The following is a 24464-nucleotide window of genomic DNA, read 5'->3' as shown; positions in this document are numbered from 1 at the left end:
CTATGAAGACCCTACGCATTCTGGGCACCCGCGGTGTGCCTGCCGCCCATGGTGGCTTTGAAACCTTCGCCGAATACCTATCGCTCTACCTGGTAGCCCAGGGCTGGCGCGTGGTGGTGTATTGCCAGGATGAGGGTACTGGCCCCGTATTTGAAGACACCTGGCAAGGTGTGGAGCGAGTGCACATTCCGGTAACCCAAGAGGGTCCCAAGGGCACCATTGTGTTTGACTGGCAAGCCACCGCGCATGCCGCAAAGCACCGGGACTTGTGCCTCACACTGGGCTACAACACAGCAGTGTTTTGCGCTCTGTTGCGGCTCAAAGGCATACCCAATGTCATCAACATGGACGGCATTGAGTGGTCGCGCATGAAGTGGGGTCCCGTAGCCAAGACCTGGTTTTGGCTGAACGACTGGGCAGGTTGCTGGCTGGGCAACCACCTTGTGGCAGACCACCCACAAATCAAAGTGCACCTGACCAGCCGTGTACGGGCCGACAAGATCACCACCATTCCCTATGGGGCTGATGCGGTGACTGCAGCGCCAACAGCCCCCGTAGAGGCGCTGGGGTTGCAGCCCGGCAGGTATCTGAGCGTGATTGCCAGACCTGAGCCCGAAAATTCTTTGCTGGAAATCGTGAAGGGCTTCTCCGTCAAGCCGCGAGGTATGCAGTTGGTAGTTTTAGGCAACTACTCGAGAGAAAATGCCTTTCACCGCGCCGTAATGGATGCCGCAAGTGAAGATGTGAAGTTTGTTGGTGCTCTCTACGACAAGACAGTGGTGCAAGCGCTGCGCTTTCACAGCGCAGCCTACGTGCACGGCCACCAAGTGGGCGGTACCAACCCGTCGCTGGTAGAGGCGCTGGGCGCGGGCAATGCAGTCATTGCACAGGACAACCGGTTTAACCGTTGGGTAGTGGGCGACGGCGCGGTGTACTTCACCGGAGCAAGTGGCTTTGCGGCCTGCATGGACCAACTGCAAGCCCAACCCGAGACCCTGGCCACTCTGCGCAAAAATGGGAAGGTTCGCTTTGAGCAAGAATTTACTTGGCCCCACGTGCTGCAACAATATGAAACCTTGCTGGCAGAATACCTTACGCGCTAGATTTGCTATAAAAAGAGAAGCTGCTTGCACAATATCCATAAGGCCTAGAAACCCATTTCATGCGTATGCGCGTTTTTGTCATGCTGCCTCGCCACTTGAACGCGGCGCATTGGCAAGAATGTTTTTCCAATGGGAGCGTGCCGGATCAATCGCCCTACGGTTACCACTTAGCGCGAGCGATGGGGGCAGAAGTCACCTTTTCGCAGGCGACCCCCACCCCTTGGGGGCCCTTAGGGTTCTTGGACAGAGGCCTCAAGTACCTGCTGGGTTTTGACCTCCGGCACGTGTGGAGGAACCGTGCGGCTGTCTTCGGGCCGAACTTTGACATCGTCTGGACGCATACCGAATACGAGCACTTGGGCATTGCAGCGCTGAAACTCTTGTCAAAACGCAAAGGAATTCCGGTGATTGCCCAATCAATCTGGCTTGTCGACGAATGGACGAGCTTTGGGCGCTTGAGGAAATCTCTGTATCGCCTGCTGATGAAGCAAGCCGCAGTGGCAACATTTCTGTCCCCTGAAAACCAGTCGGCGGCACGCAAACTCGGGCTTCACCAGAAAACGGAGGTACTGCAGTTTGGCATCTCGCTGGAGAGCTACCCGCTGGAACCGCCTGCATCACGGTTTGGTACGGGCAGGCCGATTCACGTTTTGGCGCTGGGGAACGATCGTCACCGTGATTGGGACACCTTATTTGAGGCGGTAGGACACAAAACAGAGTTCGAACTGCACGTCGGATCAACTAAATGGCCACGGCGACTTCATGCGCCAAACGTATCCGTATCCGCAATTGCGCAAACAGATGTGCGCGCCGCCTACGAATGGGCAGACTGTGTGGTTGTTCCATTGAAGCCTAATCTTCACGCATCCGGAATCACGGTTGTTATGGAAGCAATTGCAAGCGGACTTCCGGTGATTGCCACTTTGACCGGAGGGCTAAAAACCTATTTCGACGACGACGCTGTTCGCTATGTACCGCCAGGTAACGCCGAAGCAATACGCTTGGCTATATCCGCACTCGCTAAAAATCCGTCGAAGGCACTGGAAGCAGCAATGTCTGCACAGAAACAGCTCATTGCGCTTGATCTGACCACACGGGGTTTTGCGCGGCGACATATGCAACTGTCGAAACGGGCCCTGTCTTAGACATAGGGTGTGCGTTAAGCTGATGCTTAAGGGAATTTATCCTACACTTTGCGGCAAAATCGCCCCCATCTACCCTGCGGAACTTCCATGAAAAAAATTGCACTCGTCACTGGGGTGACCGGCCAAGATGGCGCGTATTTGGCCGAATTGCTGCTGAAAAAGGGCTATGAAGTGCACGGCATAAAGCGCCGGGCATCGAGTTTCAATACGGACCGCATTGACCATCTGTACGAAGACCCGCATGTCTCTTCCCGCAACTTCACGCTGCACTATGGTGACCTGACCGATAGCAGCAACCTGATTCGCATCATTCAGCTGGTGCAACCCGACGAGATTTACAACCTGGGGGCGATGAGCCATGTGGCGGTAAGTTTTGAAAGCCCAGAGTACACAGCGGATGCAGACGGCATGGGTACCCTGCGCATTCTTGAAGCCATCCGCATTTTGGGATTGGAGAAGAAGACACGTTTCTACCAGGCGTCCACGTCTGAGCTGTATGGGCTGGTTCAGGAGATCCCGCAAAAGGAGACAACACCGTTTTACCCCCGCAGCCCGTACGCGGTGGCCAAGATGTATGCCTACTGGATTACGGTGAACTACCGCGAGGCCTATGGCATTTACGCCTGCAACGGCATCTTGTTTAACCATGAGAGTCCTTTGCGGGGCGAGACGTTTGTCACGCGCAAGATCACACGTGCCATCAGTCGCATCGCATTGGGTCTGCAAGAGTGCTTGTACTTGGGTAACCTGAGCGCCCTGCGCGACTGGGGACATGCGCGGGACTATGTGGAAATGCAGTGGCTGATGCTGCAGCAGGACCATGCGGAAGACTTTGTGATTGCCACAGGCGTGCAGTACAGCGTGCGCCAGTTTGTAGAGTTTGCCGCGGGAGAGCTGGGCATCCAGCTGGCATGGACGGGCGAGGGCGAAAACGAGACAGGTACCGTGTCGGCCGTGACAGGCACGCAGGCCAAGTGCAAGGTGGGGGATGTGATTGTGCGGGTAGATCCACGCTACTACCGCCCGACCGAGGTGGAAACCCTACTGGGCGACCCCACCAAGGCCAAGGAAAAGCTGGGCTGGGTGCCCAAAACGACGTTGAAAGAGCTAGTGGTGGAAATGGTGCGAGCCGACTTCACCAGTGCCAAGCGCGACGCCTTGGTCAAATCGGCCGGCTTTCAGACCTACGATTACCACGAGTAACACCACGTATGAAAAAGACCGCAAAGATCTATGTGGCAGGCCACCGGGGTTTGGTGGGGTCTGCCATTGTGCGCAATTTGCAGGCGGCGGGCCATTCGAACCTGCTGCTGCGCACGCACGCCGAACTGGATCTAACCAATCAAGCCGCTACATCAGATTTTTTTGAAACGGAGCACCCAGAATATGTGTTCTTAGCAGCTGGCAAGGTGGGGGGTATCCTGGCCAACAACATTTATTCTGCAGACTTTATTCGGGACAACCTAGCGATTCAGTGCAACATCATTCATGCGGCCTATGAGACCGACGTTCAGCGGCTGATGTTTTTAGGGTCTAGCTGCATTTATCCCAAATTGGCACCCCAGCCTATGAAGGAAGAGTCGTTATTAACGGGCCCGCTGGAGCCAACCAACCGCCCTTACGCATTGGCAAAAATAGCCGGTATCGAGATGTGCTGGAGCTACAACCGCCAGCACGGCACCAAGTACTTGGCCGCCATGCCCACCAACCTATATGGCCCGGGAGACAACTATCACCCTGAAAACAGCCATGTGATCCCGGCACTGCTTCGCAAATTCAACGAAGCCAAGGCAGCTAAGACCAAAGAGGTGGTGGTGTGGGGAACGGGTACGCCACGCCGCGAGTTCATGTACAGCGAGGACATGGCGGCGGCGTGTATCCACATCATGAACCTGCCGGACAACAAGTACGAATCCCTGTTGGGCAGTGACGAAAACAAGACAGGGCGGTTTGAACCTCCGCTGATCAACATTGGAGTGGGCGAGGACCTGTCTATCAAGGAACTGGCGCAGGCGATACAAGCCGTGGTCGGTTATCAGGGGGCCCTAGTGTTTGATACCAGTAAACCTGACGGCACCCCCAGGAAACTGATGGACGTCTCCAAGCTGAACAGCGCGGGCTTTTACACATCGACCCCCCTGCTCACCGGCCTGGAAAAGGCGAACGCGGATTTTTTGCAATCAGAAGGTTTTCGCTAAATCGATTGCTATCGAAAAAATGAGCCTCTTGCGCATATTTCATGCGGGCTGCAGGCCTATCCAATGCACGAACCCAAAGGAACTATAGACGTTGCCCAGCAGCCCTTTTAATATGCCGCCCCATGAACGTTTCTACCCTGCAAGACATTGCCACCCAATCGGGCGTGGCATTCGGCACCAGCGGTGCGCGCGGCCTGGTGGTCGATATGACGCCAGCGCTGTGCCATGCCTACACCACGGCGTTTATTAATGCCGTGGCCCCCAAGGCCACCACAGTGGTACTGGGTCACGACCTGCGCCCCAGCAGCCCGGCCATTGCCGCGGCTTGTGCTGCTGCCCTGACAGACTTGGGCCTGAGCGTGGTGTATGGCGGCGCCCTGCCCACCCCAGCCCTGGCCTTGTATGGTGCGCAAACTGGCGCCCCCACGGTGGTGGTGACCGGCAGCCACATTCCGTTTGACCGCAATGGCATCAAGTTCTACCGGGAAGACGGAGAGATTTCCAAACCCGACGAACAGGCCATGCTGGGATACCTAGTGGGATTGCCCAAGAATCTGACAGTGCCCGCCCTGCCCGCACCTACGCCGCAGGTAGCGCAGGCCTATGTACACCGCTATGTGGATTTTTTTGGCGCCGGCACACTGAGCGGTGTGACCGTCGCGGTGTACGAACACTCCAGCGTGGGGCGCGACGTGCTGCGCCATATTCTGGAGGCGCTGGGCGCCGAAGTGATCTCGCTGGGCCGCACCGACATCTTTGTACCCATCGACACCGAAGCGGTGCGCCATGAAGACGTGGAGCAAGCCAAAGAATGGGCGGAGCTGTATGACTTTGACGCCATCGTCTCGACCGACGGCGATGCCGACCGCCCTTTGATTGGCGACGAATTGGGGCAATGGCTGCGCGGCGATGTGGTGGGTATTTTGTGTGCCCAGTACCTGCAGGCCCACGCCGTCGTCACCCCCGTGAGCAGCAACACGGCACTGGAACAAAGCAAGGCGTTCCCCCAGGTGGTACGCACGCGCATTGGTTCGCCGTATGTGATTGAGGGCATGGAAGACGCGCTGGCCAATGGGTCGGAGCTGGTGGTGGGCTACGAGGCCAATGGCGGTTTTCTGCTGGGTAGCCAGGTGCTGCGCCATGGGCAACGATTGGGCCCCCTGCCCACGCGCGACGCGGTGCTGCCCATCGTAGCGCTGCTCTGTGCCGCCAAGGAACGGGGACTAAAGATGTCGGAGCTGGGCTACGACCTGCCCAAACGTTTTACCGCCAGCGACCGGCTGCAAAATTTTGCCACGCTGAAAAGCATTGGCCTGATCGCCCGCCTGAAGGCGGATGCCCGCCTGCTGAGCGAGTTGCTAGCGCCGGGCGCGGGGCCTGTCACTGCAGTGGATGAAACCGATGGGTTGCGCGCCACGTTCACCTCTGGCGACATCGTGCACTTGCGCCCTTCAGGCAACGCGCCAGAGCTGCGGTGCTACGCGGAATCCAGCTCAAGCAAGCAAGCGCGCGCGCTGTGCGATGCCTGCCTGTTGCAGGTGTTGAAGGTAGCGGGTTAAGCCGCGCGGGTGACGCCTGCCGCACCACGGCGACGAACCGCTGTCGCGACCAAACCAAGCCCGGCCAGCAACATGACCAAAGTTTCAGGTTCTGGGACAGGCGTGACAGTGATATTGATGTTGTCCAAGCCCACATACACGGCGCGGTTCCCGTCTACCCCGGTCACGCGAAGCGACTGCAAGCCAGTAAATCCAGCAAAGGTCGCTGGACCATAACTTGCGACTTGGCCGCCTGTCACAGTCAACAAGCCAGAGGTCACGACAGTGCCATTGGTACGGATACCCGTGATGGTGAGGTTGCGTGTTTCATTGGTTTGGAAGTAGGCGGCACCGACAAGATCCAAGCTGCTAAGTGCAAAAGCGCTCGGCACCCCGCCGGACAGAGACATGGTTTCGAAGGCCTCTGTCAGCGCGTAATAGCCCAGAAAACTGCCTGCACCGTAGTTCTGCACATAGCTGGCGCCATTGAGCAGGTATTGGTTGCCACTGGAGTGTTGGAATTGCACGCCGTAAGTTGCACTTGCCGCACCCAAGTTGCCTGCGAGATCGTCAAAAGTGATCACGGTAGCTTGCGCCTGGGCAGTCATCGCAGCGCCTGCCAGGACAGCAACGCGCAAGGTCTGCCGGAAGATGTTTTGTAATGTCATTGTTTTCCCTTTGATGTTTTTTAGAGTATTCCGGTCACTGCCACGATGGCAGAGGTGCTATTGGGTCCACTGAGCGTGCAATTCACCGTGGTGCCTACGGGTACAGGGGTTGGGGGTGAACCACCTCCCACCGTATACCCCGTAGGCAAGCCGCCTTGCAGTAAAAATTGGACATCAACGCAGTCGGCGATGGTTACGCCTTTGCTTGGGTTGACAGACCGCGCACCATAGTTAATCGCAGAGGCTGACGAAATCGCACCTGCCACACCTTTGGTGGCGGCGTCTTGTGCCTCAGCCTTTAAATCGACAAATTTGGGCAGGGCGACCGATGCCAGGACACCCAGAATAACAATGACCATGACCAACTCGATGAGCGTGAAGCCCCGCTGAGTCTGATAGAAGCCATCCACACGTAAGTCGTGACCAAAAGTCTGCATAGGTAACAATTTGTTACTTTAGATGATAAGCAGAATGAAGTACTTTGCAAATAGCCCGTTGGGATCAGATGAAACGCTCTCCTAGGCACCGAATTTGCTCTAAATATTCCATAGTCTGATCGGACTACCCAAAGTACGTCGGACTGAAACCGCAGTCGTCGACAGCGATAATCGATCACGCTTTTAGCGCTTCCAGGGATTTATTCACAATGACTATTATGGTTACCGGCGGTGCCGGCTTTATTGGCAGCAACTTTGTTCTGGACTGGCTTACTGGTTCCGCCGAGACGGTGGTCAACTTGGACAAACTGACTTACGCGGGCAATCTGGAGAATCTGGCCAGCCTGGCCGGGAATCCGAGCCATGTCTTCGTCAAAGGGGACTTTGGCGACGCTGAGTTGGTGAAGCAGTTGTTAGCCACCCACCAGCCACGTGCAGTGGTCAACTTCGCTGCCGAGAGCCATGTGGACCGCTCCATCCACGGCCCCGAAGACTTCATCCAAACCAATATTCTGGGCACCTTCCATCTGCTGGAGAGTGTCCGCGGGTATTGGAGTGCGTTGGAAGAGGATGCCAAGACAGTATTTCGCTTTTTGCACGTCTCTACCGACGAGGTCTATGGGTCTTTGTCCAAAACCGATCCTGCGTTTACCGAAGACAACAAGTACGAGCCCAACAGCCCTTACAGCGCCAGCAAAGCCGCCAGCGACCACTTGGTGCGCGCCTACCACCACACCTATGGACTGCCGGTGTTGACGACCAACTGCAGCAACAACTACGGCCCTTTCCATTTCCCTGAGAAGCTGATTCCACTGATGATCGTCAATGCCCAAGCCGGAAAGCCGCTACCGGTGTATGGTGATGGTCAGCAAGTGCGCGACTGGTTGTACGTCAAAGACCATTGCAGCGCCATTCGCCGAGTTCTCGAGGCGGGAGCCGTTGGTGAGGTCTACAACATAGGTGGCTGGAACGAAAAGCCGAATTTGGACATCGTGCACACCGTGTGTGTGCTGCTAGATGAGCTGAAACCTCGCGCCGACGGCAAACCTTATAAAGAGCAAATCACTTACGTCACCGACCGCCCCGGACACGACCGCCGCTACGCGATTGACGCCCGCAAAATTGAGCAGCAACTGGGCTGGAAGCCAGCCGAAACGTTCGAGACCGGCATCCGCAAGACGGTGCAGTGGTACCTGGACAACCCCACTTGGGTAAACAATGTACTCAGCGGTGGCTACCGCGACTGGGTGAACAAACAATATGGCACCGCCAAGGCCCTGGCATGAAGATTTTGTTGTTGGGCCGCAATGGCCAGGTCGGCTGGGAGCTGCAACGCGCCCTCAGCGTGCTGGGTGAAGTGGTGGCACTGGAATCGGACGCCGCAGGCAACCCCAACGGTTTGTGCGGCAATTTGACTGACCTGCAAGGCTTGGCGGAAACTGTGCGGAGGGTAGCACCGGACGCGATCGTGAATGCCGCAGCCCATACAGCTGTCGACAAAGCAGAGAACGAACCGGACCTTGCACGCACCATTAATGCCCTAGCCCCCGCATTGCTTGCGCGAGAAGCTACAAAAATAGGAGCATGGTTGGTGCACTACAGCACCGACTATGTGTTCGATGGCAGCGGCTCCACGCCTTGGAAAGAAACCGATGCCGCTGGCCCTTTGAGCGTGTATGGCCAAACCAAGCTGGAGGGGGAGCAGGCTGTAGCAGCCACGCCCAAACACCTGATCCTGCGCACCAGCTGGGTGTATGCCGCACGTGGCGGCAACTTCGCAAAAACCATGCTACGACTGGCCGCCGAGCGCGATGCGCTGACTGTGATCAACGATCAGTTTGGAGCCCCCACATCGGCTGAGCTACTAGCCGATGTCACCGCCCACGCTCTACGCGTGTTGTCCCAACGACCCGGGTTGGCGGGTTTGTACCACTGTGTCGCCGGCGGCGAGACCACTTGGCACGGCTATGCCCAGTTTGTGCTGGATCAGGCGCAGGCAATGGGGTGGCCTTTGAAGGCAGGCTCAGCCCAAGTTAATCCAACATCCACCAGCAGCTACCCCACACCAGCCAAACGCCCTTTGAACTCACGACTGGACACCAGCAAACTGCAAGCGGCCTTTGACCTAACGCTTCCGCACTGGCAGGCCGGCGTGGCGCGGATGCTGACCGAAATTTCAGGGAAATAAATATATGACCAACACAAGCGCAAAACAACGTAAAGGCATCATCCTCGCGGGCGGGTCTGGCACTCGCCTTTACCCCGCGACACAAGCAGTCAGCAAGCAGCTGCTGCCCATTTACGACAAACCCATGATTTATTACCCGCTCAGTGTTTTGCTGCTGGCGGGCATACGCGAGGTGCTGGTCATCAGTACCCCGCAGGACACTCCGCGATTCGAACAGTTGCTGGGAGACGGTAGCCAATGGGGCATTCAGATTACCTATGCAGTGCAGCCGTCCCCTGATGGTCTCGCTCAGGCATTTCTGATTGGCAAGGAGTTTTTGAACGGCGCGCCGAGTGCTCTGGTGTTGGGTGACAACATTTTTTACGGCCATGACTTCGCTAGCTTGCTGGACAGCGCCACCGAACAAACCACTGGAGCCACCGTATTTGCCTATGCCGTGCAAGACCCGGAGCGTTATGGCGTGGTGGAGTTCAATGCAGAAGGCCGCGCTATCAGTCTCGAAGAAAAACCGGAGGCTCCAAAGTCCCGATACGCGGTAACAGGCCTGTACTTCTACGATGACCAAGTGGTAGAGCTGGCCAAACAGGTCAAACCCTCAGCGCGCGGAGAACTGGAAATCACGGATCTGAACCGCCTGTACCTGGAGCGCGGCCAACTTGACGTGCAGACTATGGGCCGCGGCTACGCTTGGCTGGATACGGGCACGCACGAATCCATGCTGGAAGCCAGCCAGTTCATTTACACCATTGAGAATCGGCAAGGGCTCAAGGTTGCAGCCCCAGAAGAGATCGCTTGGCGCAGTGGATGGATTGACGATGCACAACTGAAAAGACTGGCGCAGCCGCTTGCCAAGTCTGGCTACGGCCAGTATTTGCTTCGCTTGCTAAAGGACAAGGTGTACTGATGAAAGTAACTGCTACGGCAATTGCCGACGTGTTTTTGTTGGAACCCAAGGTGTTTGGAGACGAACGGGGTTTCTTCTTTGAAAGCTTTAACGAACGAGTGTTTCGCGAGGTCACTGGAGTGACTCTTCCGTTTGTGCAGGATAACCACTCCAAGTCTGGCCAAGGCGTATTACGCGGGCTGCACTACCAGCTCAAACAAGCTCAAGGCAAATTGGTGCGGGTGGTTGCTGGTGAAGTGTTTGATGTTGCCGTGGATATCCGGCCGCAGTCCCCCTCTTATGGGAAATGGGTAGGTGAAATTTTGTCGGGAAACAACAAGCGCCAGTTGTGGGTGCCGCCGGGCTTGGCCCATGGCTTTCTGGTGCTGTCCGATTCCGCCGAGTTTTTGTACAAAACCACCGACTATTACGCTCCGGAATTTGAACGCTGCATCGCCTGGAACGATCCTACGTTAGCAATCCCTTGGCCAGCTATTGCCCACCCCCCAAAACTGTCGGCCAAGGATGCATCAGGCACTCCATTTGCACAAGCCCAACTGAGCCTAGCCTGAGTACCGTCAGTGTCAGGCGTAAAGGTGGGGAATTTGCCACGCACAAACTGGTAAATTTGTTACTTGGCACCAGCTTTGGTGCGCTATTGCGCCTGTCATCGTATATCCTAGTTGGCTATGGCGTCTGCTGATACCCTGAACCGCGAAACCACCACCATAGCCTTGCCCGGAATTGGCCGCGCCTTGGTTTCCGCTGGCAAGCTGGGGCAGAAAGCTGCCGAAGAAATTTACCGCAAAGCTGTAGGCGGCAAAAATAGCTTCATGGCCGAATTAGTGGGTTCGGGCTCCGTGTCCCCTGGAGACCTTGCACACACCCTGTCACAGGCTTTCGCAGCACCGCTGGTGGATTTGGACGCCGTAGATATACAGCGGCTCCCAAAGGGGTTGCTGGACCCCAAAATTTGTGCCGACTTCCGCGTATTGGTATTGAGCAAACGGGGTAACCGCCTGATCATTGCCACCGCCGACCCTTCCGACCAAGCAGCAGCAGAGCGCATCAAATTCTCCACGCAAATGGGCTTTGACTGGGTCATCGCAGAATACGACAAACTGTCCAAACTGGTCGATGCAAATGCCACCACCGCCACCGAAGCGATGGAAGACATCATTGGCGGCGACTTTGAATTCGATGAAAGCGCGACCGAAGTCGCGACAGAAACCACAAACAACAACGCAGCCGAAGTAGAGGACGCGCCCGTCGTTCGCTTCCTCCACAAAATGTTGATGGACGCATTCAGTATGCGTGCGTCGGATTTGCACTTTGAGCCCTACGAACACACGTACCGGGTGCGTTTTCGGATCGACGGTGAGTTGCGCGAAATCGCCAGTCCTCCGATTGCCATCAAAGACAAGTTGGCGTCGCGGATCAAAGTGATCTCACGCATGGACATCTCCGAAAAGCGTGTGCCCCAAGACGGACGCATGAAACTCAAGGTGGGAGCAGACCGCGTCATCGATTTCCGGGTTAGCACCCTGCCCACATTGTTTGGCGAAAAAATTGTGATCCGGATTCTGGATCCCAGCAGTGCCAAGCTTGGAATTGATGCGCTGGGTTACGAGGCAGAAGAAAAGGAGCGCCTGATCAAGGCCATTGGTCGGCCGTACGGCATGATTTTGGTGACCGGCCCTACGGGCTCCGGTAAGACCGTGTCGTTGTACACCTGTCTGAACATGCTGAACCAGCCTGGGGTGAACATCGCCACGGCCGAAGACCCGTCCGAAATCAATTTGCCTGGTGTAAACCAGGTGAACGTGAACGAGAAAGCCGGTCTGACCTTCGCCGCGGCACTGAAATCTTTCTTGCGCCAAGATCCCGACATCATCATGGTGGGGGAAATTCGGGACCTGGAGACGGCTGACATCTCCATCAAGGCAGCGCAGACGGGACACTTAGTGCTCTCTACGCTGCATACCAACGACGCACCCACCACGCTCACCCGCATGCGTAATATGGGCATTCAGCCTTTCAATATCGCGTCCAGTGTCATACTGATTACCGCGCAACGCCTTGCTCGCCGCCTCTGTCTGAATTGCAAGCAAGTCGCAGATGTACCAGCACAAGCTATGCGTGATGCTGGTTTCAAAGACAGTGAGTTAGATGGCAGCTGGAAACCTTATCGCGCGGTAGGCTGCTCCATGTGCAACAACGGCTACAAAGGCCGTCTCGGTATCTATCAGGTGATGCCTATCAGCGATGAAATCCAGCGCATCATCCTGCGCGACGGTAGCGCCATGGACATTGCAGCGCAATCAGAGCTTGAAGGCGTGCGTTCGCTGCGCCAGGCAGGTCTGCACAAAGTGAAATTAGGGCTGACTTCGTTGGAAGAAGTGCTGGCCGTCACCAACGAATAAAAGACCACCAGGGGACCCTATGGCTACAGCAAAACCTGCTGACAATAAAGACGCAGTTTTCGAGTGGGAAGGCAAAGACCGCAACGGCAAACAAGTGCGCGGAGAAATGCGCGCGGCCGGGGAAAACCAGGTCAAATCTTCTTTGCGCCGACAAGGGGTCACCCCCTCCAAAATCAAGAAGCGCCGCATGCGCTCGGGCAAAAGCATCAAGCCCAAGGACTTGGCAATTTTCACACGCCAATTGGCCACCATGATGAAAGCCGGTGTGCCTCTCTTGCAGGCGTTTGACATTGTGGGTCGGGGCAACCCCAACCCCAGTGTGACCAAGTTACTCAACGACATACGCCAAGACGTAGAAACCGGCACGTCCCTGAACGCCGCGTTCCGCAAGTTTCCACTTTACTTTGACAATCTGTATTGCAACCTGGTTGAGGCCGGTGAATCGGCGGGTATTCTGGATCAATTGCTAGATCGGCTCGCGGTCTACATGGAAAAGACCGAAGCCATCAAGTCCAAAATCAAGGCAGCACTGATGTACCCGATTGCCGTGCTGGTCGTGGCTTTCGTCGTGGTCTCAGTCATCATGATTTTTGTCATCCCGTCATTCAAACAGGTCTTTTCCTCATTCGGTGGTGAGCTACCGGCCCCTACTCTGATCGTGATCGCGATGAGCGAGTTTTTTATCAGCTATTGGTACCTGATTTTCGGTGGCTTGGGCGGTGGTATTTATTTCTTCTTGCAAGCTTGGAAGCGCAACGAAAAAGTGCAGGCCTTCATGGACCGCCTCATGCTCAAGCTGCCTATTTTCGGGACCATGGTGGACAAGAGTTGCGTCGCCCGCTGGACCCGGACTCTGTCCACCATGTTCGCAGCAGGCGTCCCTCTAGTAGAAGCACTGGACTCCGTGGGTGGAGCCTCGGGCAACATCGTTTACCAATTGGCAACTCAAAAAATTCAGCAAGAAGTTTCAACAGGCACAGCCCTGACCGCCGCCATGACCAACGCCAATCTGTTCCCCAGCATGGTGCTACAGATGTGCGCCATTGGCGAAGAATCCGGCTCCATTGACCATATGCTGGGCAAAGCGGCAGACTTCTTTGAAGCCGAGGTAGACGACATGGTGGCAGGCATTTCCAGCCTGATGGAGCCCGTCATCATTGTAGTGCTCGGTACAGTGATTGGCGGCATCGTGGTGTCCATGTACCTCCCCATCTTTAAGCTGGGACAAGTGGTTTGACGCTGAGCGGCGTGCAATGGCTGGACGCCAGCCTATCGGGCTTGCTGGGACTTCTACTCGGGAGCTTCCTCAATGTGGTGGTTTACCGCTTGCCCAAAATGATGGAGCAGCAATGGGCGGCTGAATGCGCGGAGCTGTCCGGTAAGGAGCCCCCTGAATCGCCTCCATTCAATTTGATGGTGCCGCGCTCACGCTGCCCGCACTGTGGCCATGCCATCCGCTGGTTTGAAAACATCCCGATCGCCAGCTATTTGGTGCTGGGTGGCAAATGCTCTGCATGCAAAGCTGCGATCAGTCCGCGCTATCCCATGGTGGAACTGGCTACTGGCGCCTTGTTCTTTTGGTGCGCTTGGCAATGGGGCGTAGGGGCCACTGGCCTCGCCTGGTGCACCTTCAGCGCCATGCTGCTGGCCTTGGCGCTGATCGACTGGGACACCACGCTGCTACCCGATGACATCACTCTGCCCTTGCTGTGGCTGGGCCTGATCGCTGCCGCTTTGCAATGGACTGCAGTGCCTCTGAGCACATCTCTGTGGGGCGCAGTCGCGGGCTACATGTCACTGTGGACCATCTACTGGATTTTCAAACTGGTGACCGGCAAAGAAGGCATGGGCTACGGTGATTTCAAGCTCTTCGCGGCCTTAGGGGCCTGGTTTGGTTGGCCTTTGTTGATTCCTATTATTTTGCTGGCCTCCGTAATTGGTGCCATCGTAGGCATTGGCATGAAGTTCACCAGCGGGCTGAGAGAAGGTGGCTATGTGCCCTTTGGTCCCTTCCTCGCCGGTGCAGGCCTCACGGCATTGCTGCTGGGCCCACAGGTGATGCGCCAAGCCGTAGGTCTGTGAAACCATGTCCACTGCCCTGCGTTTAGGCCTCACTGGAGGCATAGGCAGTGGCAAGAGCACCGTGGCGGCCTTGCTGGCTAGCCAAGGGGCCACAGTGATCGACGCCGATGCGTTGGCACATGCCACCACCGCGCCCAACGGGCCCGCGATCCCCCCAATTGTTGCTACCTTTGGCCCAGCAATGCTCACCTCTGAAGGCGCCTTGGACCGCACAAAAATGCGCCAACTGGCCTTTGCAGACCCTTCAGCCAGAGCCAAGCTTGAAGCCATTGTCCACCCCTTGGTTGGGCAAGCCATAGGACAAGCTACGCAGGTGGCGAACGCAGCAGGCGCTGCACTTGTCGTCTACGACATCCCCCTGCTCGTCGAGTCCACGCACTGGCGGCGCAGTCTGCCGCGGGTGCTGGTGGTTGACTGCAGCCGGGAGACCCAGATCCAGCGGGTGGTGGCGCGCAATAGCCTGAGCGAGGCCGAGGTGGCACGAATCCTGGCAGCCCAGGCTCCACGCGCGCAGCGCTTGCGGGCCGCCGACATGGTGGTGTTCAACAACGGGATCTCTCTAGCAGAACTTGCACTTCAAGTGCAGCAAATTGGCCAACAGTTCGGGCTATGATTCGCCGACCGGAAAATACAGCGTGATCCTCTACGAATACCCCTTCAACGAACGCATTCGCACCTATTTGCGACTTGAACACCTGTTTCTGCGTCTCGCAGAACTGATGTCACGCTCCGCACCACTGGACCACCATTTCGCGCTGACCACCATCTTTGAAGTGATGGACGTGGGCGCCCGGGCGGACCTGAAATCAGACGTCCTGAAAGACTTGGACAAACAAAAACAGGTGCTGAATGGCTACCGGGGTAACCCCGCGATTGCTGAAGGCGTGCTGGACAAGGTGATCGCCCAGTTGGACCACTGTTTTACTTCCCTGAACGGGTTGACCGGTAAGGCAGGACAATCGCTCACCGAAAACGACTGGCTCATGAGCATCCGCAGCCGCGTCGGCATTCCCGGCGGAACCTGTGAATTCGATTTGCCCGCCTACTACGCGTGGCAACACCGTGATGTCGCAACACGCCAGGCAGACCTACAGCGCTGGGCATCAACCTTGGCTCCATTGGCTGAATCCATTCACCTGCTGCTGAAAATGTTGCGCGACTCCGGCGCGCCCCAGAAGGTTGTTGCCGTGGGTGGGCAGTTCCAGCAAAACCTGCCCCAAGGGCGTACCTTCCAATTGCTGCGCCTGGCGCTGGACCCCGCACTGCAGCTGATCCCGGAAATCAGTGGAAACCGCCTGATGGTGTCGATTCGCCTGATGCGCCACGACGCGGACGACCGCCTGCATTCCAGCGGAGAAGATGGCGCGTTCGAACTGACCTTGTGCTCTTGAACTGCGGTTGCTAGGTGATGGCCCAGACGGATACACCCAAGATCGTGCGTTGCCCCCAATGTGGCGGCGACAGCGTGTACGGCCCCAGCAATGTTTATCGCCCGTTTTGTGGCGAGCGTTGCAAGAACCTGGATCTGGGCGCCTGGGCCAGTGAATCATTTCGCGTGCCCACTGAAGCGCCACCCGATGATCAAGTGTTTGGCGACGCCAAACTACAGTGAAATAGAGACCAAATAGGCCTCTAGCCCCCTAGGAATCTGCGCCAATAGCTACAAAATGTGTAGCACCCTGGTGCGCGCGCTCGGCGGCAAACCAGTCCAACACCGGCACCGTGCCGGGCAATACCGGCTGTACCTGCACCGGCAACTGCTCCCAAGAACAGCTTTGTGCCTCGCGCATCTGCAGTTCACCCGACCAGTCAAAGACCTTGCAGAAATGTAACCGCACCAAAGCGTGCGGATAGTCGACTAGCTCCACCTTCCAGGGCGTGGCTGCAGCGATGGTGATGCCAATCTCCTCCTGCAACTCACGGCGCAGGGCCTGCTCTACGGTCTCGCCGGCTTCCAGTTTGCCACCCGGGAATTCCCAGTAGCCCGCATACGCTTTGCCTGCAGGCCGTGACGTCAGCAGAAAAGCGCCATCGTCGCGTACCAGCACACCCACTGCCACTTCCACGGCCTTGCGGTCCGGACCACCATCACGCGCAGTGCCAGGATCGGCTACCAAAGGTTCTCTCATACCGGGTCACGCCCTGCGAAATCCTTGGCGAACTGGTAGGCCACGCGGCCACTGCGCGATCCGCGCTCCAGCGCCCACAGCAAGGCGTCTGCACGGGCCGCTGCAATGCGCTCGGGCACAATTCCCAAAGCGCTGAGCCACTGGGCCACGATGACCAGGTACTCGTCCTGGTTGAACGGATAAAAACTCACCCACAAGCCAAAGCGCTCGGACAGAGAAATCTTTTCTTCCACCCCCTCACCCGGATGCACCTCACCATCCTCGGTGTGCTTGTAGGTCAGGTTCTCGGACATGTACTCGGGCAGCAAGTGGCGGCGGTTGCTGGTCGCGTAGATCAGCACATTGGGCGTGGCCGCAGCCACGGAGCCGTCGAGCACCGACTTCAACGCCTTGTAGCCCGCTTCGCCTTCGTCAAAGCTCAGGTCGTCACAAAACACGATGAATTTCTCAGGTCGCTGTGCCACCAGATCCACGATGTCGGTCAGGTCAACCAAGTCGGCCTTATCGACTTCAATCAAACGCAAGCCCTGCGCCGCATAGGTGTGCAGGCAGGCGCGGATCAGCGACGACTTGCCAGTACCCCGTGCACCAGTCAGCAGCACGTTGTTGGCAGTAGCACCCCGTACAAACTGCGCAGTGTTGCGCTGGATTTTTTCCTTCTGGTCGTCGATCTCTTTCAGGTCGTCCAGATTCATTGTCCCCACGTGCTGCACCGGCGTGATCACACCCTGGCCCGAGCGCCGACGGCGGTAGCGAAAGGCGATGGACGCGTCCCAGTCTGGTTGCTCCACGCCGTGCGGCAGGGAGGCTTCCACCCGGGCCATGAACAGTTCGGCACGCGCCAGAAAACTGGCCAACTCTTTGGTCAGGGTGTCGGTCATGGGGGCGTCGCTCAGGAGCGGTAGTCGGCGTTGATGGTGACGTACTCGTGGCTGAAATCGCAGGTCCACACCGTCTCGGTGGCGGCACCGCGGCCCAGACCCACACGCACAGTGATTTCGCTTTGCTTCATCACGCGCTGGCCGTCCTCTTCGCGGTAGCTGGGGTTGCGCCCACCGCGTGTGGCCACGTGCACATCGTCCAAGTGCAGCTCGATGCCCGTCTGGTCCAAGTCGTCAATACCGGCGTAGCCCACGGCCGCCAGAATGCGGCCCAAGTTGGGGTCACTTGCATAAAACGCGGTCTTGACCAAAGGTGAGTGCGCAATCGCATACGCCACCTTGCGACACTCTTCAGCCGTGCGCCCGCCTTCCACCTGCACGGTGATGAACTTGGTCGCGCCTTCGCCATCGCGCACGATGGCCTGCGCCAGCTGGCGTGCCACGCCAAGCATGGCCACCTTGAGCGCCTGGCCGTCGGCAGACTGCAAGGACGTGATTTCGGGATTGCCGGCCTTGTTGCTCGCAATCACCACCAAAGAATCGTTGGTAGACGTATCGCCATCCACTGTCACGCGGTTGAACGAGCCTTCGGCCAGTTCCAGCGACAACTGGTGCATGACGGACTGGCTCACGCACGCGTCGGTGGCGATAAAGCCCAGCATGGTGGCCATATTGGGACGGATCATGCCCGCACCCTTGCTGATGCCGCTTACGCTGATCTGTTTGCCACCCAGGGTGACTTGGGCGCCGAAGGCCTTGGGCTGGGTGTCGGTGGTCATGATGCCCTCAGCCGCCTTCAACCAGTTGTCCAGGCGCGCATCGGCAATTGCGGCATCCATGCCCGCAGTGATGCGATCAATCGGCAACGGCTCCATGATCACGCCGGTGGAGAATGGCAGCACCTGCTGCGCGTCAATCCCCAACTTGCCAGCCAGCGCCGCGCAGGTGCTTTGCGCACGCGCCAAGCCATCGGCACCGGTGCCCGCATTGGCATTGCCGGTGTTGATGAGCAGCGCGCGCATGGACTGGCCGGATGCCAGATGTTCACGGCACAGCTGCACCGGGGCGGCACAAAAGCGGTTGGCGGTGAATACGCCGGACACGCTGGCGCCCTCATCCAGCAACACTACGGTCAGGTCTTTGCGACCGACCTTGCGCACCCCAGCTTCGGTCACGCCTATGCGCACCCCAGCGATGGGAAACAAAGTGGCCACATCGGGCAGGGGGAGGTTCACAGGCATGGGCGTGTTCTCAGGTCAGTTGGCCGTGGCAGTGCTTGTATTTTTTTCCGCTGCCGCAAGGGCAAGCGTCGTTGCGGCCCACGCGTGGCACATCGCCAGCGCTCGGCTTCACAGTCGTGTTGTCCACCGTGGTTTCCACCTCGCCGGTTTCGGTAGGTGCGCTGTAGGTTACGTTGGCAATGCTCTCGCCACGGGCTTCCATGGCATCGGCGGCTTGCTCCAGTTGTTCATTGGACTGGATCTTCACCGTCATCAGCACCTTGGTGACTTCGTGCTTCACTGAATCCAGCAACTGGCCGAACAGCTCGAACGCTTCGCGCTTGTACTCTTGCTTGGGCTGCTTTTGGGCGTAGCCACGCAGATGGATACCCTGGCGCAGGTAATCCAGCGCGCTTAGGTGGTCACGCCAATGGCTGTCAATGCTTTGCAGCAACACCATGCGTTCAAACTGCGTGAAGTTGTCGGCGCCCACCAGGTCGATCTTGACCTGGAACGCCGCATTGGCGGCCTCTACCACGGTGGCAACCACGTCTTCGTCGGCGATGGAGCTGGCTTCGGACACCTTCTTCTGCAGGTCCAGCGCCAGCTGGAAGTCGTCTGCCAGGGACTTTTCCAAGGCAGGCACATCCCACTGCTCTTCGACAGACTCGACGGGCACATACTGGCGCACCAAATCTTCAATGGCGCCTTCACGCAGCGAGGTAATTTGTGCGGTCAAGTCCTGTGCATCCAGAATCGCATTGCGCTGCTGGTAGATCACCTTGCGCTGGTCGTTGGACACATCGTCGTACTCCAACAGCTGTTTGCGCATGTCAAAGTTGCGCGCTTCCACCTTGCGCTGCGCACTCTCAATGCTGCGGGTCACGATACCGGCTTCAATGGCCTCGCCATCGGGCATCTTCAGGCGGTCCATGATGGACTTCACGCGATCGCCCGCGAAGATGCGCATCAGCGAATCGTCCAGGCTCAGGTAGAACCGCGAAGAGCCAGGATCCCCCTGGCGGCCCGAACGGCCACGCAACTGGTTGTCGATACGGCGCGATTCATGGCGCTCAGTCGCAATGATGCGCAAGCCGCCCAGGGCCTTGATGGCTTCATGGTCCTGCGTCCACTGGGCGCGCACAGCTTTGATTTTTTCTTCCTTGGCGGCAGCATCCAGACTCTCGTCGGTTTCCACCGTCTGGATATCTTTTTCGATATTGCCACCCAGCACAATATCGGTACCCCGACCGGCCATGTTGGTGGCAATGGTGATCATCTTGGCGCGGCCGGCCTGAGCCACGATGTCCGCTTCGCGCGCATGCTGCTTGGCGTTCAGCACCTGGTGCGGCAGCTTTTCCTTCTCGAGCAACTGGGCAATGATTTCGGAGTTTTCGATCGACGTGGTGCCCACCAGCACGGGTTGGCCGCGCTCGTAACACTCGCGAATGTCCTTGATGGCCGCTTCGTACTTTTCGCGCGTCGTCTTGTACACGCGGTCCAGCTGGTCATCACGGCGGCTGATGCGGTTGGGAGGAATCACCACGGTCTCCAGACCGTAGATTTCCTGGAACTCGTAGGCCTCGGTATCGGCCGTACCAGTCATGCCCGAGAGCTTGCCGTACAGGCGGAAATAGTTCTGGAAGGTAATAGAGGCCAGCGTCTGGTTCTCTGCCTGGATCTGCACGCCTTCTTTGGCTTCCACGGCCTGGTGCAGGCCATCGCTCCAGCGGCGGCCCGTCATCAGGCGGCCCGTGAACTCGTCCACGATGACGATTTCACCTTCTTGCACCACATAGTGCTGGTCGCGGTGGTACAGGTGGTTGGCCCGCAACGCCGCGTACATATGGTGCATCAGCGTGATGTTGGCCGGGTCGTACAGCGACGAGCCCGCAGGAATCAGGCCCAACTCGGCAAAGATCTGCTCGGCAGACTCGTGGCCCTGTTCAGTCAAAAAGACCTGGTGGCTTTTTTCGTCGAGTGTGAAGTCACCTGGCTTGGTCACGCCTTCGCCCGTGCGGGGGTCAGCTTCACCCTCTTGCTTCACCAGCTTGGGGATGGCCTTGTTGATGGCGATGTACAGGTCGGTGTGGTCTTCGGCCTGGCCGCTGATGATCAAGGGCGTGCGAGCCTCGTCGATCAGGATGGAGTCCACCTCATCGACGATGGCGTAGTTCAGGCCTCGCTGCACGCGGTCTGCCACCTCGTAGACCATGTTGTCGCGCAGGTAGTCAAACCCGTATTCGTTGTTGGTGCCATACGTGATGTCGGCACGGTAAGCGGCTTGCTTGTCTTCCCGCGGCGCCTGGGGCAGGTTGATACCTACGGTCAGGCCCAGGAAGTTATAGAGGCGGCCCATCCATTGCGCATCGCGGTTGGCCAGGTAGTCATTTACCGTGACCACATGCACACCCTTGCCACTGAGGGCATTGAGGTACACGGGAAGCGTGGCGGTCAGTGTCTTGCCTTCACCCGTGCGCATTTCCGAAATTTTGCCGTTGTGCAGCGACATGCCGCCCAGCAGCTGTACATCAAAGTGACGCATCTTCATCACCCGCTTGGAGCCTTCGCGCACGACGGCAAAGGCTTCGGGCAAAACGGAATCCAGTGTTTCACCTTTGGCAATGCGGTCCTTGAACTCCTGGGTCTTGGCGCGCAGACCATCGTCGGTCAACTGCTCGAACTGCGGCTCCAGCGCGTTGATCCGCGCCACAACGGAGCGGTATTGCTTGAGCAAGCGGTCATTGCGACTGCCAAAGATTTTGGTAAGGATATTGGTGGCCATGAATGCAAGACTGGCCTGGACCCCAACATGGGTTCGCAGAACAGCGCAGTCCTTTTTCTAGTCTGGGTGAAATGGGGGCGTTCCGGAAAAAGACAACCGCTGTAGCGGGCTGCCCAGCACCAGGAAAGCCAAACCCCTGATTTTAGCGTTGCGCGGCGGGCGCTTTAGACTGCGCGACTTGGGTAGCCGGCAGATGGCGACCGGCATTGAGGAATTTTTGTGGATCCTGGGGAACACCTTGCACCAACACCTCGAAATGCAGATGGGGTCCGGTGGAGCGGCCCGTGGTTCCCACCTCGGCAATTTTCTGCCCGCGCTTGATCAAATCCCCCTTTTTGACGAACACCTTGGAGGCGTGTGCATAACGGGTAATCAGGTCGTTGCCATGGTCGATTTCGACCATATTGCCGTACTGCGAGTGAAATTCCTGCGTGACCACCACCCCGCCGGCCGCTGAGTAGATCGGCGTACCAGGCTCGGAGGGGAAGTCCAGACCGGTGTGCAGCGCAGACCGGCCGGTGATCGGGTCAATGCGCCAGCCGAAGGTAGAGCCCAGGTTGGCGTCGTGCACTGGCGCCTGCGTGGGCACCATCATTTTCTTAATTTTTTGCTCGAACAGACGTGACTCGATCACCGTCATCACGTCAGTACGCTGGTTCGCCAGCAAGTCCAGATCGGCCAAGGTAGCGTCCAATTCCTGCAAAGTCAGATCGCGGCCATTGACCAACGCCCCGCCCTGCCCTGGTTTGATCTTGATGTCGGCGGGGTTCACACCGGCCAAACCGGACACGCGCTCGCCCAGCGATTCGAGCTGCAGCATCTTGGCCTGCATTTCGCCCAGTTTTTTGGCCAGCACTTCGATATTTTCGCGCATGTAGCGGTCGCGCTGGGCAAACTCGTCTTTCACCACCAAGCGCACCAGCGAGCCCACAATGGGCCAACCTTCACGTGCGCCTTTGAGAAACACCCAGTGGTATAGGCCCGCGGAAACCAGCATCAGAACAAACGACAGCCCTAGCAGAGACAGAATCAGCTTGGCGCCACTCAAGTGGAAAGCCCGGCTCTTGGCCATCCACGCGTCCGTGATAATCACTTGCATTGATTCAAAACCTTTTCTCTTCCAAGCATGATCCGAAACCATCGCGCCGTCACGGTGTTGCAGGCGACCCAAGAGTCGCCCACACTGGCCCGCCTGGCCGACATGGCCATGGAATCGTCAGCCCGGCTGAAGAGCCTGGAAACCTTGATTCCGCGCACTCTGCGCCCGGCGATCAAAGCGGGGCCGATTGATGGCCCGGTATGGTGCCTGCTACTGGACAACAACGCGGTTGCGGCCAAAGTGCGGCAATTGCTCCCTGCAATGGAAGCGCACTTGCGCTCCAAAGGGTGGGAGGTTAACTCAATTCGGTTAAAGATCCAAATGACGCCGACTGCCATGCGGTGAATGGCAACGGGTGGGGGAATGGTGCCGCTTGTCGGATTCGAACTGACGACCTACCGCTTACAAGGCGGTTGCTCTACCAACTGAGCTAAAGCGGCACGGGCTGGATTCTACATCACGCGCAGAGCAGGTTTGGCCTGCAAGGCGCTTATTTCACACGTGTGAGTGAGGGACGGCCACCTGTGGGGCGCGGCGTATCCGGTCCGCCATCGTCGGGCGTAGCGGGCACAGGCGCCAGTGCCGAAGGTTTGGGCTCAATGGCTGGAGCCTTGGTTTCTGTGGCTTCGGGCAATGCCGACACGGGGAACGCCATGCCCTGCCCGTTTTCGCGTGCATAAATCGCCAGCACCCTGTGCACTGGCACCAGGATGTCGCGCGCCACACCGCCAAAACGGCCCTTGAACTCAATGAACTCATTGCCCAGCTTCAACGCGCTGGTGGCGTCAAAGCTCACGTTCAACACGATCTCGCCATCCTTGACGAATTCGTGGGGAACGCGCACCGAGTCGTCCACCTGAACGGCAATGAAGGGCGTTAACCCGTTGTCCGTGCACCATTCATACAGAGCACGAATGAGGTACGGGCGGGTGGAGTTGGTGTCTTGGGCGTCCATCATGGCAGTGCAGTCGCCGAGTTACTTGCGCATGACCTTTTCAGACGGTGTCAGCGCCTCAATGTAGGCGGGGCGCGAGAAGATGCGCTCTGCGTACTTGAGCAGGGGCGCTGCGTTCTTGCTGAGGTCAATGCCGTAGTAGTCCAGGCGCCACAGCAGAGGGGCAATCGCCACGTCCAGCATGGAGAAGTTTTCGCCCAGCATGTACTTGTTCTTCAAGAACACGGGAGCCAGTTGCGTCAAGCGGTCACGGATGTGGGCGCGGGCTTTTTCCAGCGCTTTTTCGTTGCCCTTGGAGGCGCGGGCTTCCAGGGTCGACACATGCACGAACAGCTCTTTTTCGAAGTTCAACAAGAACAAACGCACACGGGCACGGTCCACGGGGTCACCGGGCATCAATTGAGGGTGCGGGAAGCGCTCGTCAATGTACTCGTTGATGATGTTGGACTCATACAAGATCAGGTCCCGTTCCACCAAAATCGGCACTTGCCCGTAAGGGTTCATGACGCTGATGTCTTCGGGCTTGTTGTACAGGTCCACATCGCGAATCTCAAAGTCCATGCCCTTCTCGAACAGCACAAACCGGCAACGGTGGGAGAAGGGGCAGGTTGTTCCTGAATACAGCACCATCATGGCGAGAGACTCCTAAAAAATGAAAAAGAGTGGGTCGCCTTGGCAAACCCACTCTGACACCATCACGCGCAGCCTAGAAGCCGCGGGACAGTACGAA

At 57.7% G+C, this 24464-nt stretch carries 25 protein-coding genes and 1 tRNA gene; 16 read left to right on the top strand and 10 right to left on the bottom strand.

All coding sequences use genetic code 11. The annotated features are described in order from the left end of the window. Positions 1–2: 2 nt before the first annotated feature. From AC097R_RS06835 to AC097R_RS06815, 5 genes are all read left to right on the top strand, one after another. Positions 3–1103, top strand: a complete 1101-nt coding sequence (locus AC097R_RS06835) for a DUF1972 domain-containing protein (protein WP_479596973.1) — start codon at positions 3–5, stop codon at positions 1101–1103. 59 nt (positions 1104–1162) lie between these two features. Continuing rightward, a complete protein-coding gene (locus AC097R_RS06830) occupies positions 1163–2248 on the top strand; it encodes a glycosyltransferase family 4 protein (protein ID WP_479596971.1) in 1086 nt (361 codons plus the stop codon). Between the two features lie 87 nt (positions 2249–2335). Beyond that, on the top strand, positions 2336–3451 hold the full coding sequence (gene gmd / locus AC097R_RS06825) for a GDP-mannose 4,6-dehydratase (protein WP_479596968.1): 1116 nt from the start codon (positions 2336–2338) through the stop codon (positions 3449–3451). 8 nt (positions 3452–3459) lie between these two features. Continuing rightward, a complete protein-coding gene (locus AC097R_RS06820) occupies positions 3460–4446 on the top strand; it encodes a GDP-L-fucose synthase family protein (RefSeq protein WP_479596966.1) in 987 nt (328 codons plus the stop codon). Positions 4447–4568: 122 nt separating this feature from the next. Continuing rightward, positions 4569–6005, top strand: a complete 1437-nt coding sequence (locus tag AC097R_RS06815) for a phosphomannomutase (RefSeq protein ID WP_479596964.1) — start codon at positions 4569–4571, stop codon at positions 6003–6005. Here the strand turns inward: AC097R_RS06815 and AC097R_RS06810 are convergent. Next, entirely contained in the window at positions 6002–6652 is a 651-nt protein-coding gene (locus AC097R_RS06810; RefSeq protein ID WP_479596962.1) for a PEP-CTERM sorting domain-containing protein, read from the bottom strand. The genes AC097R_RS06815 and AC097R_RS06810 overlap by 4 nt on opposite strands. A 20-nt stretch (positions 6653–6672) precedes the next feature. Then, positions 6673–7089, bottom strand: coding sequence for a type II secretion system protein (locus AC097R_RS06805; RefSeq protein ID WP_479596960.1), 417 nt, complete (start codon positions 7087–7089; stop codon positions 6673–6675). A 209-nt stretch (positions 7090–7298) separates the two neighbouring features. Here AC097R_RS06805 and rfbB point away from each other — a divergent pair, with 209 nt between their 5' ends. From rfbB to AC097R_RS06755, 10 genes are all read left to right on the top strand, one after another. Further along, positions 7299–8375, top strand: a complete 1077-nt coding sequence (rfbB, locus tag AC097R_RS06800) for a dTDP-glucose 4,6-dehydratase (RefSeq protein ID WP_479596958.1) — start codon at positions 7299–7301, stop codon at positions 8373–8375. Then, on the top strand, positions 8372–9277 hold the full coding sequence (gene rfbD / locus AC097R_RS06795; protein ID WP_479596956.1) for a dTDP-4-dehydrorhamnose reductase: 906 nt from the start codon (positions 8372–8374) through the stop codon (positions 9275–9277). The genes rfbB and rfbD overlap by 4 nt, the downstream gene beginning before the upstream one ends. A 4-nt stretch (positions 9278–9281) precedes the next feature. After that, a complete protein-coding gene (gene rfbA / locus AC097R_RS06790; RefSeq protein ID WP_479596954.1) occupies positions 9282–10181 on the top strand; it encodes a glucose-1-phosphate thymidylyltransferase RfbA in 900 nt (299 codons plus the stop codon). Next, entirely contained in the window at positions 10181–10732 is a 552-nt protein-coding gene (gene rfbC, locus AC097R_RS06785) for a dTDP-4-dehydrorhamnose 3,5-epimerase (protein WP_479596952.1), read from the top strand. The genes rfbA and rfbC overlap by 1 nt, the downstream gene beginning before the upstream one ends. Before the next feature lie 117 nt (positions 10733–10849). Next, the gene (pilB, locus tag AC097R_RS06780) at positions 10850–12583 is read left to right on the top strand and encodes a type IV-A pilus assembly ATPase PilB (protein ID WP_479596950.1); all 1734 of its coding nucleotides are present in this window, start codon (positions 10850–10852) and stop codon (positions 12581–12583) included. A 19-nt stretch (positions 12584–12602) separates the two neighbouring features. Then, positions 12603–13820, top strand: coding sequence for a type II secretion system F family protein (locus AC097R_RS06775; RefSeq protein WP_479596948.1), 1218 nt, complete (start codon positions 12603–12605; stop codon positions 13818–13820). 2 nt (positions 13821–13822) lie between these two features. After that, positions 13823–14665, top strand: a complete 843-nt coding sequence (locus AC097R_RS06770; protein WP_479598104.1) for a prepilin peptidase — start codon at positions 13823–13825, stop codon at positions 14663–14665. A gap of 4 nt (positions 14666–14669) precedes the next feature. Further along, the gene (gene coaE, locus AC097R_RS06765; protein WP_479596946.1) at positions 14670–15278 is read left to right on the top strand and encodes a dephospho-CoA kinase; all 609 of its coding nucleotides are present in this window, start codon (positions 14670–14672) and stop codon (positions 15276–15278) included. A 22-nt stretch (positions 15279–15300) separates the two neighbouring features. Further along, positions 15301–16056 (top strand): cell division protein ZapD, encoded by a 756-nt coding sequence (zapD, locus tag AC097R_RS06760; protein ID WP_479598103.1) that lies wholly within the window; start codon positions 15301–15303, stop codon positions 16054–16056. Between the two features lie 17 nt (positions 16057–16073). Beyond that, on the top strand, positions 16074–16277 hold the full coding sequence (locus tag AC097R_RS06755; RefSeq protein WP_479596944.1) for a DNA gyrase inhibitor YacG: 204 nt from the start codon (positions 16074–16076) through the stop codon (positions 16275–16277). Between the two features lie 28 nt (positions 16278–16305). Here AC097R_RS06755 and AC097R_RS06750 read toward each other — a convergent pair whose 3' ends face one another. From AC097R_RS06750 to AC097R_RS06730, 5 genes are all read right to left on the bottom strand, one after another. Further along, entirely contained in the window at positions 16306–16794 is a 489-nt protein-coding gene (locus tag AC097R_RS06750) for an NUDIX domain-containing protein (RefSeq protein WP_479596942.1), read from the bottom strand. Further along, entirely contained in the window at positions 16791–17675 is an 885-nt protein-coding gene (locus AC097R_RS06745) for an ATP-binding protein (protein WP_479596940.1), read from the bottom strand. The genes AC097R_RS06750 and AC097R_RS06745 overlap by 4 nt, the downstream gene beginning before the upstream one ends. A gap of 11 nt (positions 17676–17686) precedes the next feature. Then, positions 17687–18916 carry a bifunctional glutamate N-acetyltransferase/amino-acid acetyltransferase ArgJ gene (gene argJ / locus AC097R_RS06740; RefSeq protein ID WP_479596936.1) on the bottom strand — a complete coding sequence of 410 codons (1230 nt, stop codon included), beginning with the start codon at positions 18914–18916 and terminating at the stop codon, positions 17687–17689. Positions 18917–18926: 10 nt separating this feature from the next. Continuing rightward, complete coding sequence (gene secA / locus AC097R_RS06735) at positions 18927–21680, bottom strand: preprotein translocase subunit SecA (RefSeq protein ID WP_479596934.1); 2754 nt, start codon at positions 21678–21680, stop codon at positions 18927–18929. Between the two features lie 142 nt (positions 21681–21822). After that, on the bottom strand, positions 21823–22779 hold the full coding sequence (locus AC097R_RS06730; RefSeq protein WP_479596932.1) for a M23 family metallopeptidase: 957 nt from the start codon (positions 22777–22779) through the stop codon (positions 21823–21825). A 27-nt stretch (positions 22780–22806) separates the two neighbouring features. Here AC097R_RS06730 and AC097R_RS06725 point away from each other — a divergent pair, with 27 nt between their 5' ends. Then, the gene (locus AC097R_RS06725) at positions 22807–23124 is read left to right on the top strand and encodes a hypothetical protein (RefSeq protein WP_479596929.1); all 318 of its coding nucleotides are present in this window, start codon (positions 22807–22809) and stop codon (positions 23122–23124) included. A gap of 19 nt (positions 23125–23143) precedes the next feature. Here AC097R_RS06725 and AC097R_RS06720 read toward each other — a convergent pair. From AC097R_RS06720 to AC097R_RS06710, 3 genes are all read right to left on the bottom strand, one after another. Then, a tRNA-Thr gene (locus AC097R_RS06720) sits at positions 23144–23219 on the bottom strand. 50 nt (positions 23220–23269) lie between these two features. Continuing rightward, the gene (locus tag AC097R_RS06715; protein ID WP_479598102.1) at positions 23270–23734 is read right to left on the bottom strand and encodes a ClpXP protease specificity-enhancing factor; all 465 of its coding nucleotides are present in this window, start codon (positions 23732–23734) and stop codon (positions 23270–23272) included. Positions 23735–23755: 21 nt separating this feature from the next. Beyond that, the gene (locus AC097R_RS06710; protein ID WP_105262683.1) at positions 23756–24367 is read right to left on the bottom strand and encodes a glutathione S-transferase N-terminal domain-containing protein; all 612 of its coding nucleotides are present in this window, start codon (positions 24365–24367) and stop codon (positions 23756–23758) included. Between the last annotated feature and the right edge of the window lie 97 nt (positions 24368–24464).

The sequence above is a fragment of the Rhodoferax sp. ZS1R25 genome, from assembly GCF_056521335.1.
The sequence above is the reverse complement of the archived record's forward strand: the minus strand, read 5'-3'. Positions and strand labels throughout refer to the sequence as shown.

What these genes read in the sequence shown, in the direction of transcription:
- AC097R_RS06835 (WP_479596973.1), top strand. Translation starts at nt 3, where the DNA reads ATGAAGACCCTACGCATTCTGGGCACCCGCGGTGTGCCTGCCGCCCAT.
- AC097R_RS06830 (WP_479596971.1), top strand. Translation starts at nt 1,163, where the DNA reads ATGCGTATGCGCGTTTTTGTCATGCTGCCTCGCCACTTGAACGCGGCG.
- gmd (WP_479596968.1), top strand. Translation starts at nt 2,336, where the DNA reads ATGAAAAAAATTGCACTCGTCACTGGGGTGACCGGCCAAGATGGCGCG.
- AC097R_RS06820 (WP_479596966.1), top strand. Translation starts at nt 3,460, where the DNA reads ATGAAAAAGACCGCAAAGATCTATGTGGCAGGCCACCGGGGTTTGGTG.
- AC097R_RS06815 (WP_479596964.1), top strand. Translation starts at nt 4,569, where the DNA reads ATGAACGTTTCTACCCTGCAAGACATTGCCACCCAATCGGGCGTGGCA.
- AC097R_RS06810 (WP_479596962.1), bottom strand. Translation starts at nt 6,652, where the DNA reads ATGACATTACAAAACATCTTCCGGCAGACCTTGCGCGTTGCTGTCCTG.
- AC097R_RS06805 (WP_479596960.1), bottom strand. Translation starts at nt 7,089, where the DNA reads ATGCAGACTTTTGGTCACGACTTACGTGTGGATGGCTTCTATCAGACT.
- rfbB (WP_479596958.1), top strand. Translation starts at nt 7,299, where the DNA reads ATGACTATTATGGTTACCGGCGGTGCCGGCTTTATTGGCAGCAACTTT.
- rfbD (WP_479596956.1), top strand. Translation starts at nt 8,372, where the DNA reads ATGAAGATTTTGTTGTTGGGCCGCAATGGCCAGGTCGGCTGGGAGCTG.
- rfbA (WP_479596954.1), top strand. Translation starts at nt 9,282, where the DNA reads ATGACCAACACAAGCGCAAAACAACGTAAAGGCATCATCCTCGCGGGC.
- rfbC (WP_479596952.1), top strand. Translation starts at nt 10,181, where the DNA reads ATGAAAGTAACTGCTACGGCAATTGCCGACGTGTTTTTGTTGGAACCC.
- pilB (WP_479596950.1), top strand. Translation starts at nt 10,850, where the DNA reads ATGGCGTCTGCTGATACCCTGAACCGCGAAACCACCACCATAGCCTTG.
- AC097R_RS06775 (WP_479596948.1), top strand. Translation starts at nt 12,603, where the DNA reads ATGGCTACAGCAAAACCTGCTGACAATAAAGACGCAGTTTTCGAGTGG.
- coaE (WP_479596946.1), top strand. Translation starts at nt 14,670, where the DNA reads ATGTCCACTGCCCTGCGTTTAGGCCTCACTGGAGGCATAGGCAGTGGC.
- AC097R_RS06755 (WP_479596944.1), top strand. Translation starts at nt 16,074, where the DNA reads ATGGCCCAGACGGATACACCCAAGATCGTGCGTTGCCCCCAATGTGGC.
- AC097R_RS06750 (WP_479596942.1), bottom strand. Translation starts at nt 16,794, where the DNA reads ATGAGAGAACCTTTGGTAGCCGATCCTGGCACTGCGCGTGATGGTGGT.
- AC097R_RS06745 (WP_479596940.1), bottom strand. Translation starts at nt 17,675, where the DNA reads ATGACCGACACCCTGACCAAAGAGTTGGCCAGTTTTCTGGCGCGTGCC.
- argJ (WP_479596936.1), bottom strand. Translation starts at nt 18,916, where the DNA reads ATGCCTGTGAACCTCCCCCTGCCCGATGTGGCCACTTTGTTTCCCATC.
- secA (WP_479596934.1), bottom strand. Translation starts at nt 21,680, where the DNA reads ATGGCCACCAATATCCTTACCAAAATCTTTGGCAGTCGCAATGACCGC.
- AC097R_RS06730 (WP_479596932.1), bottom strand. Translation starts at nt 22,779, where the DNA reads ATGCAAGTGATTATCACGGACGCGTGGATGGCCAAGAGCCGGGCTTTC.
- AC097R_RS06725 (WP_479596929.1), top strand. Translation starts at nt 22,807, where the DNA reads ATGATCCGAAACCATCGCGCCGTCACGGTGTTGCAGGCGACCCAAGAG.
- AC097R_RS06715 (WP_479598102.1), bottom strand. Translation starts at nt 23,734, where the DNA reads ATGGACGCCCAAGACACCAACTCCACCCGCCCGTACCTCATTCGTGCT.
- AC097R_RS06710 (WP_105262683.1), bottom strand. Translation starts at nt 24,367, where the DNA reads ATGATGGTGCTGTATTCAGGAACAACCTGCCCCTTCTCCCACCGTTGC.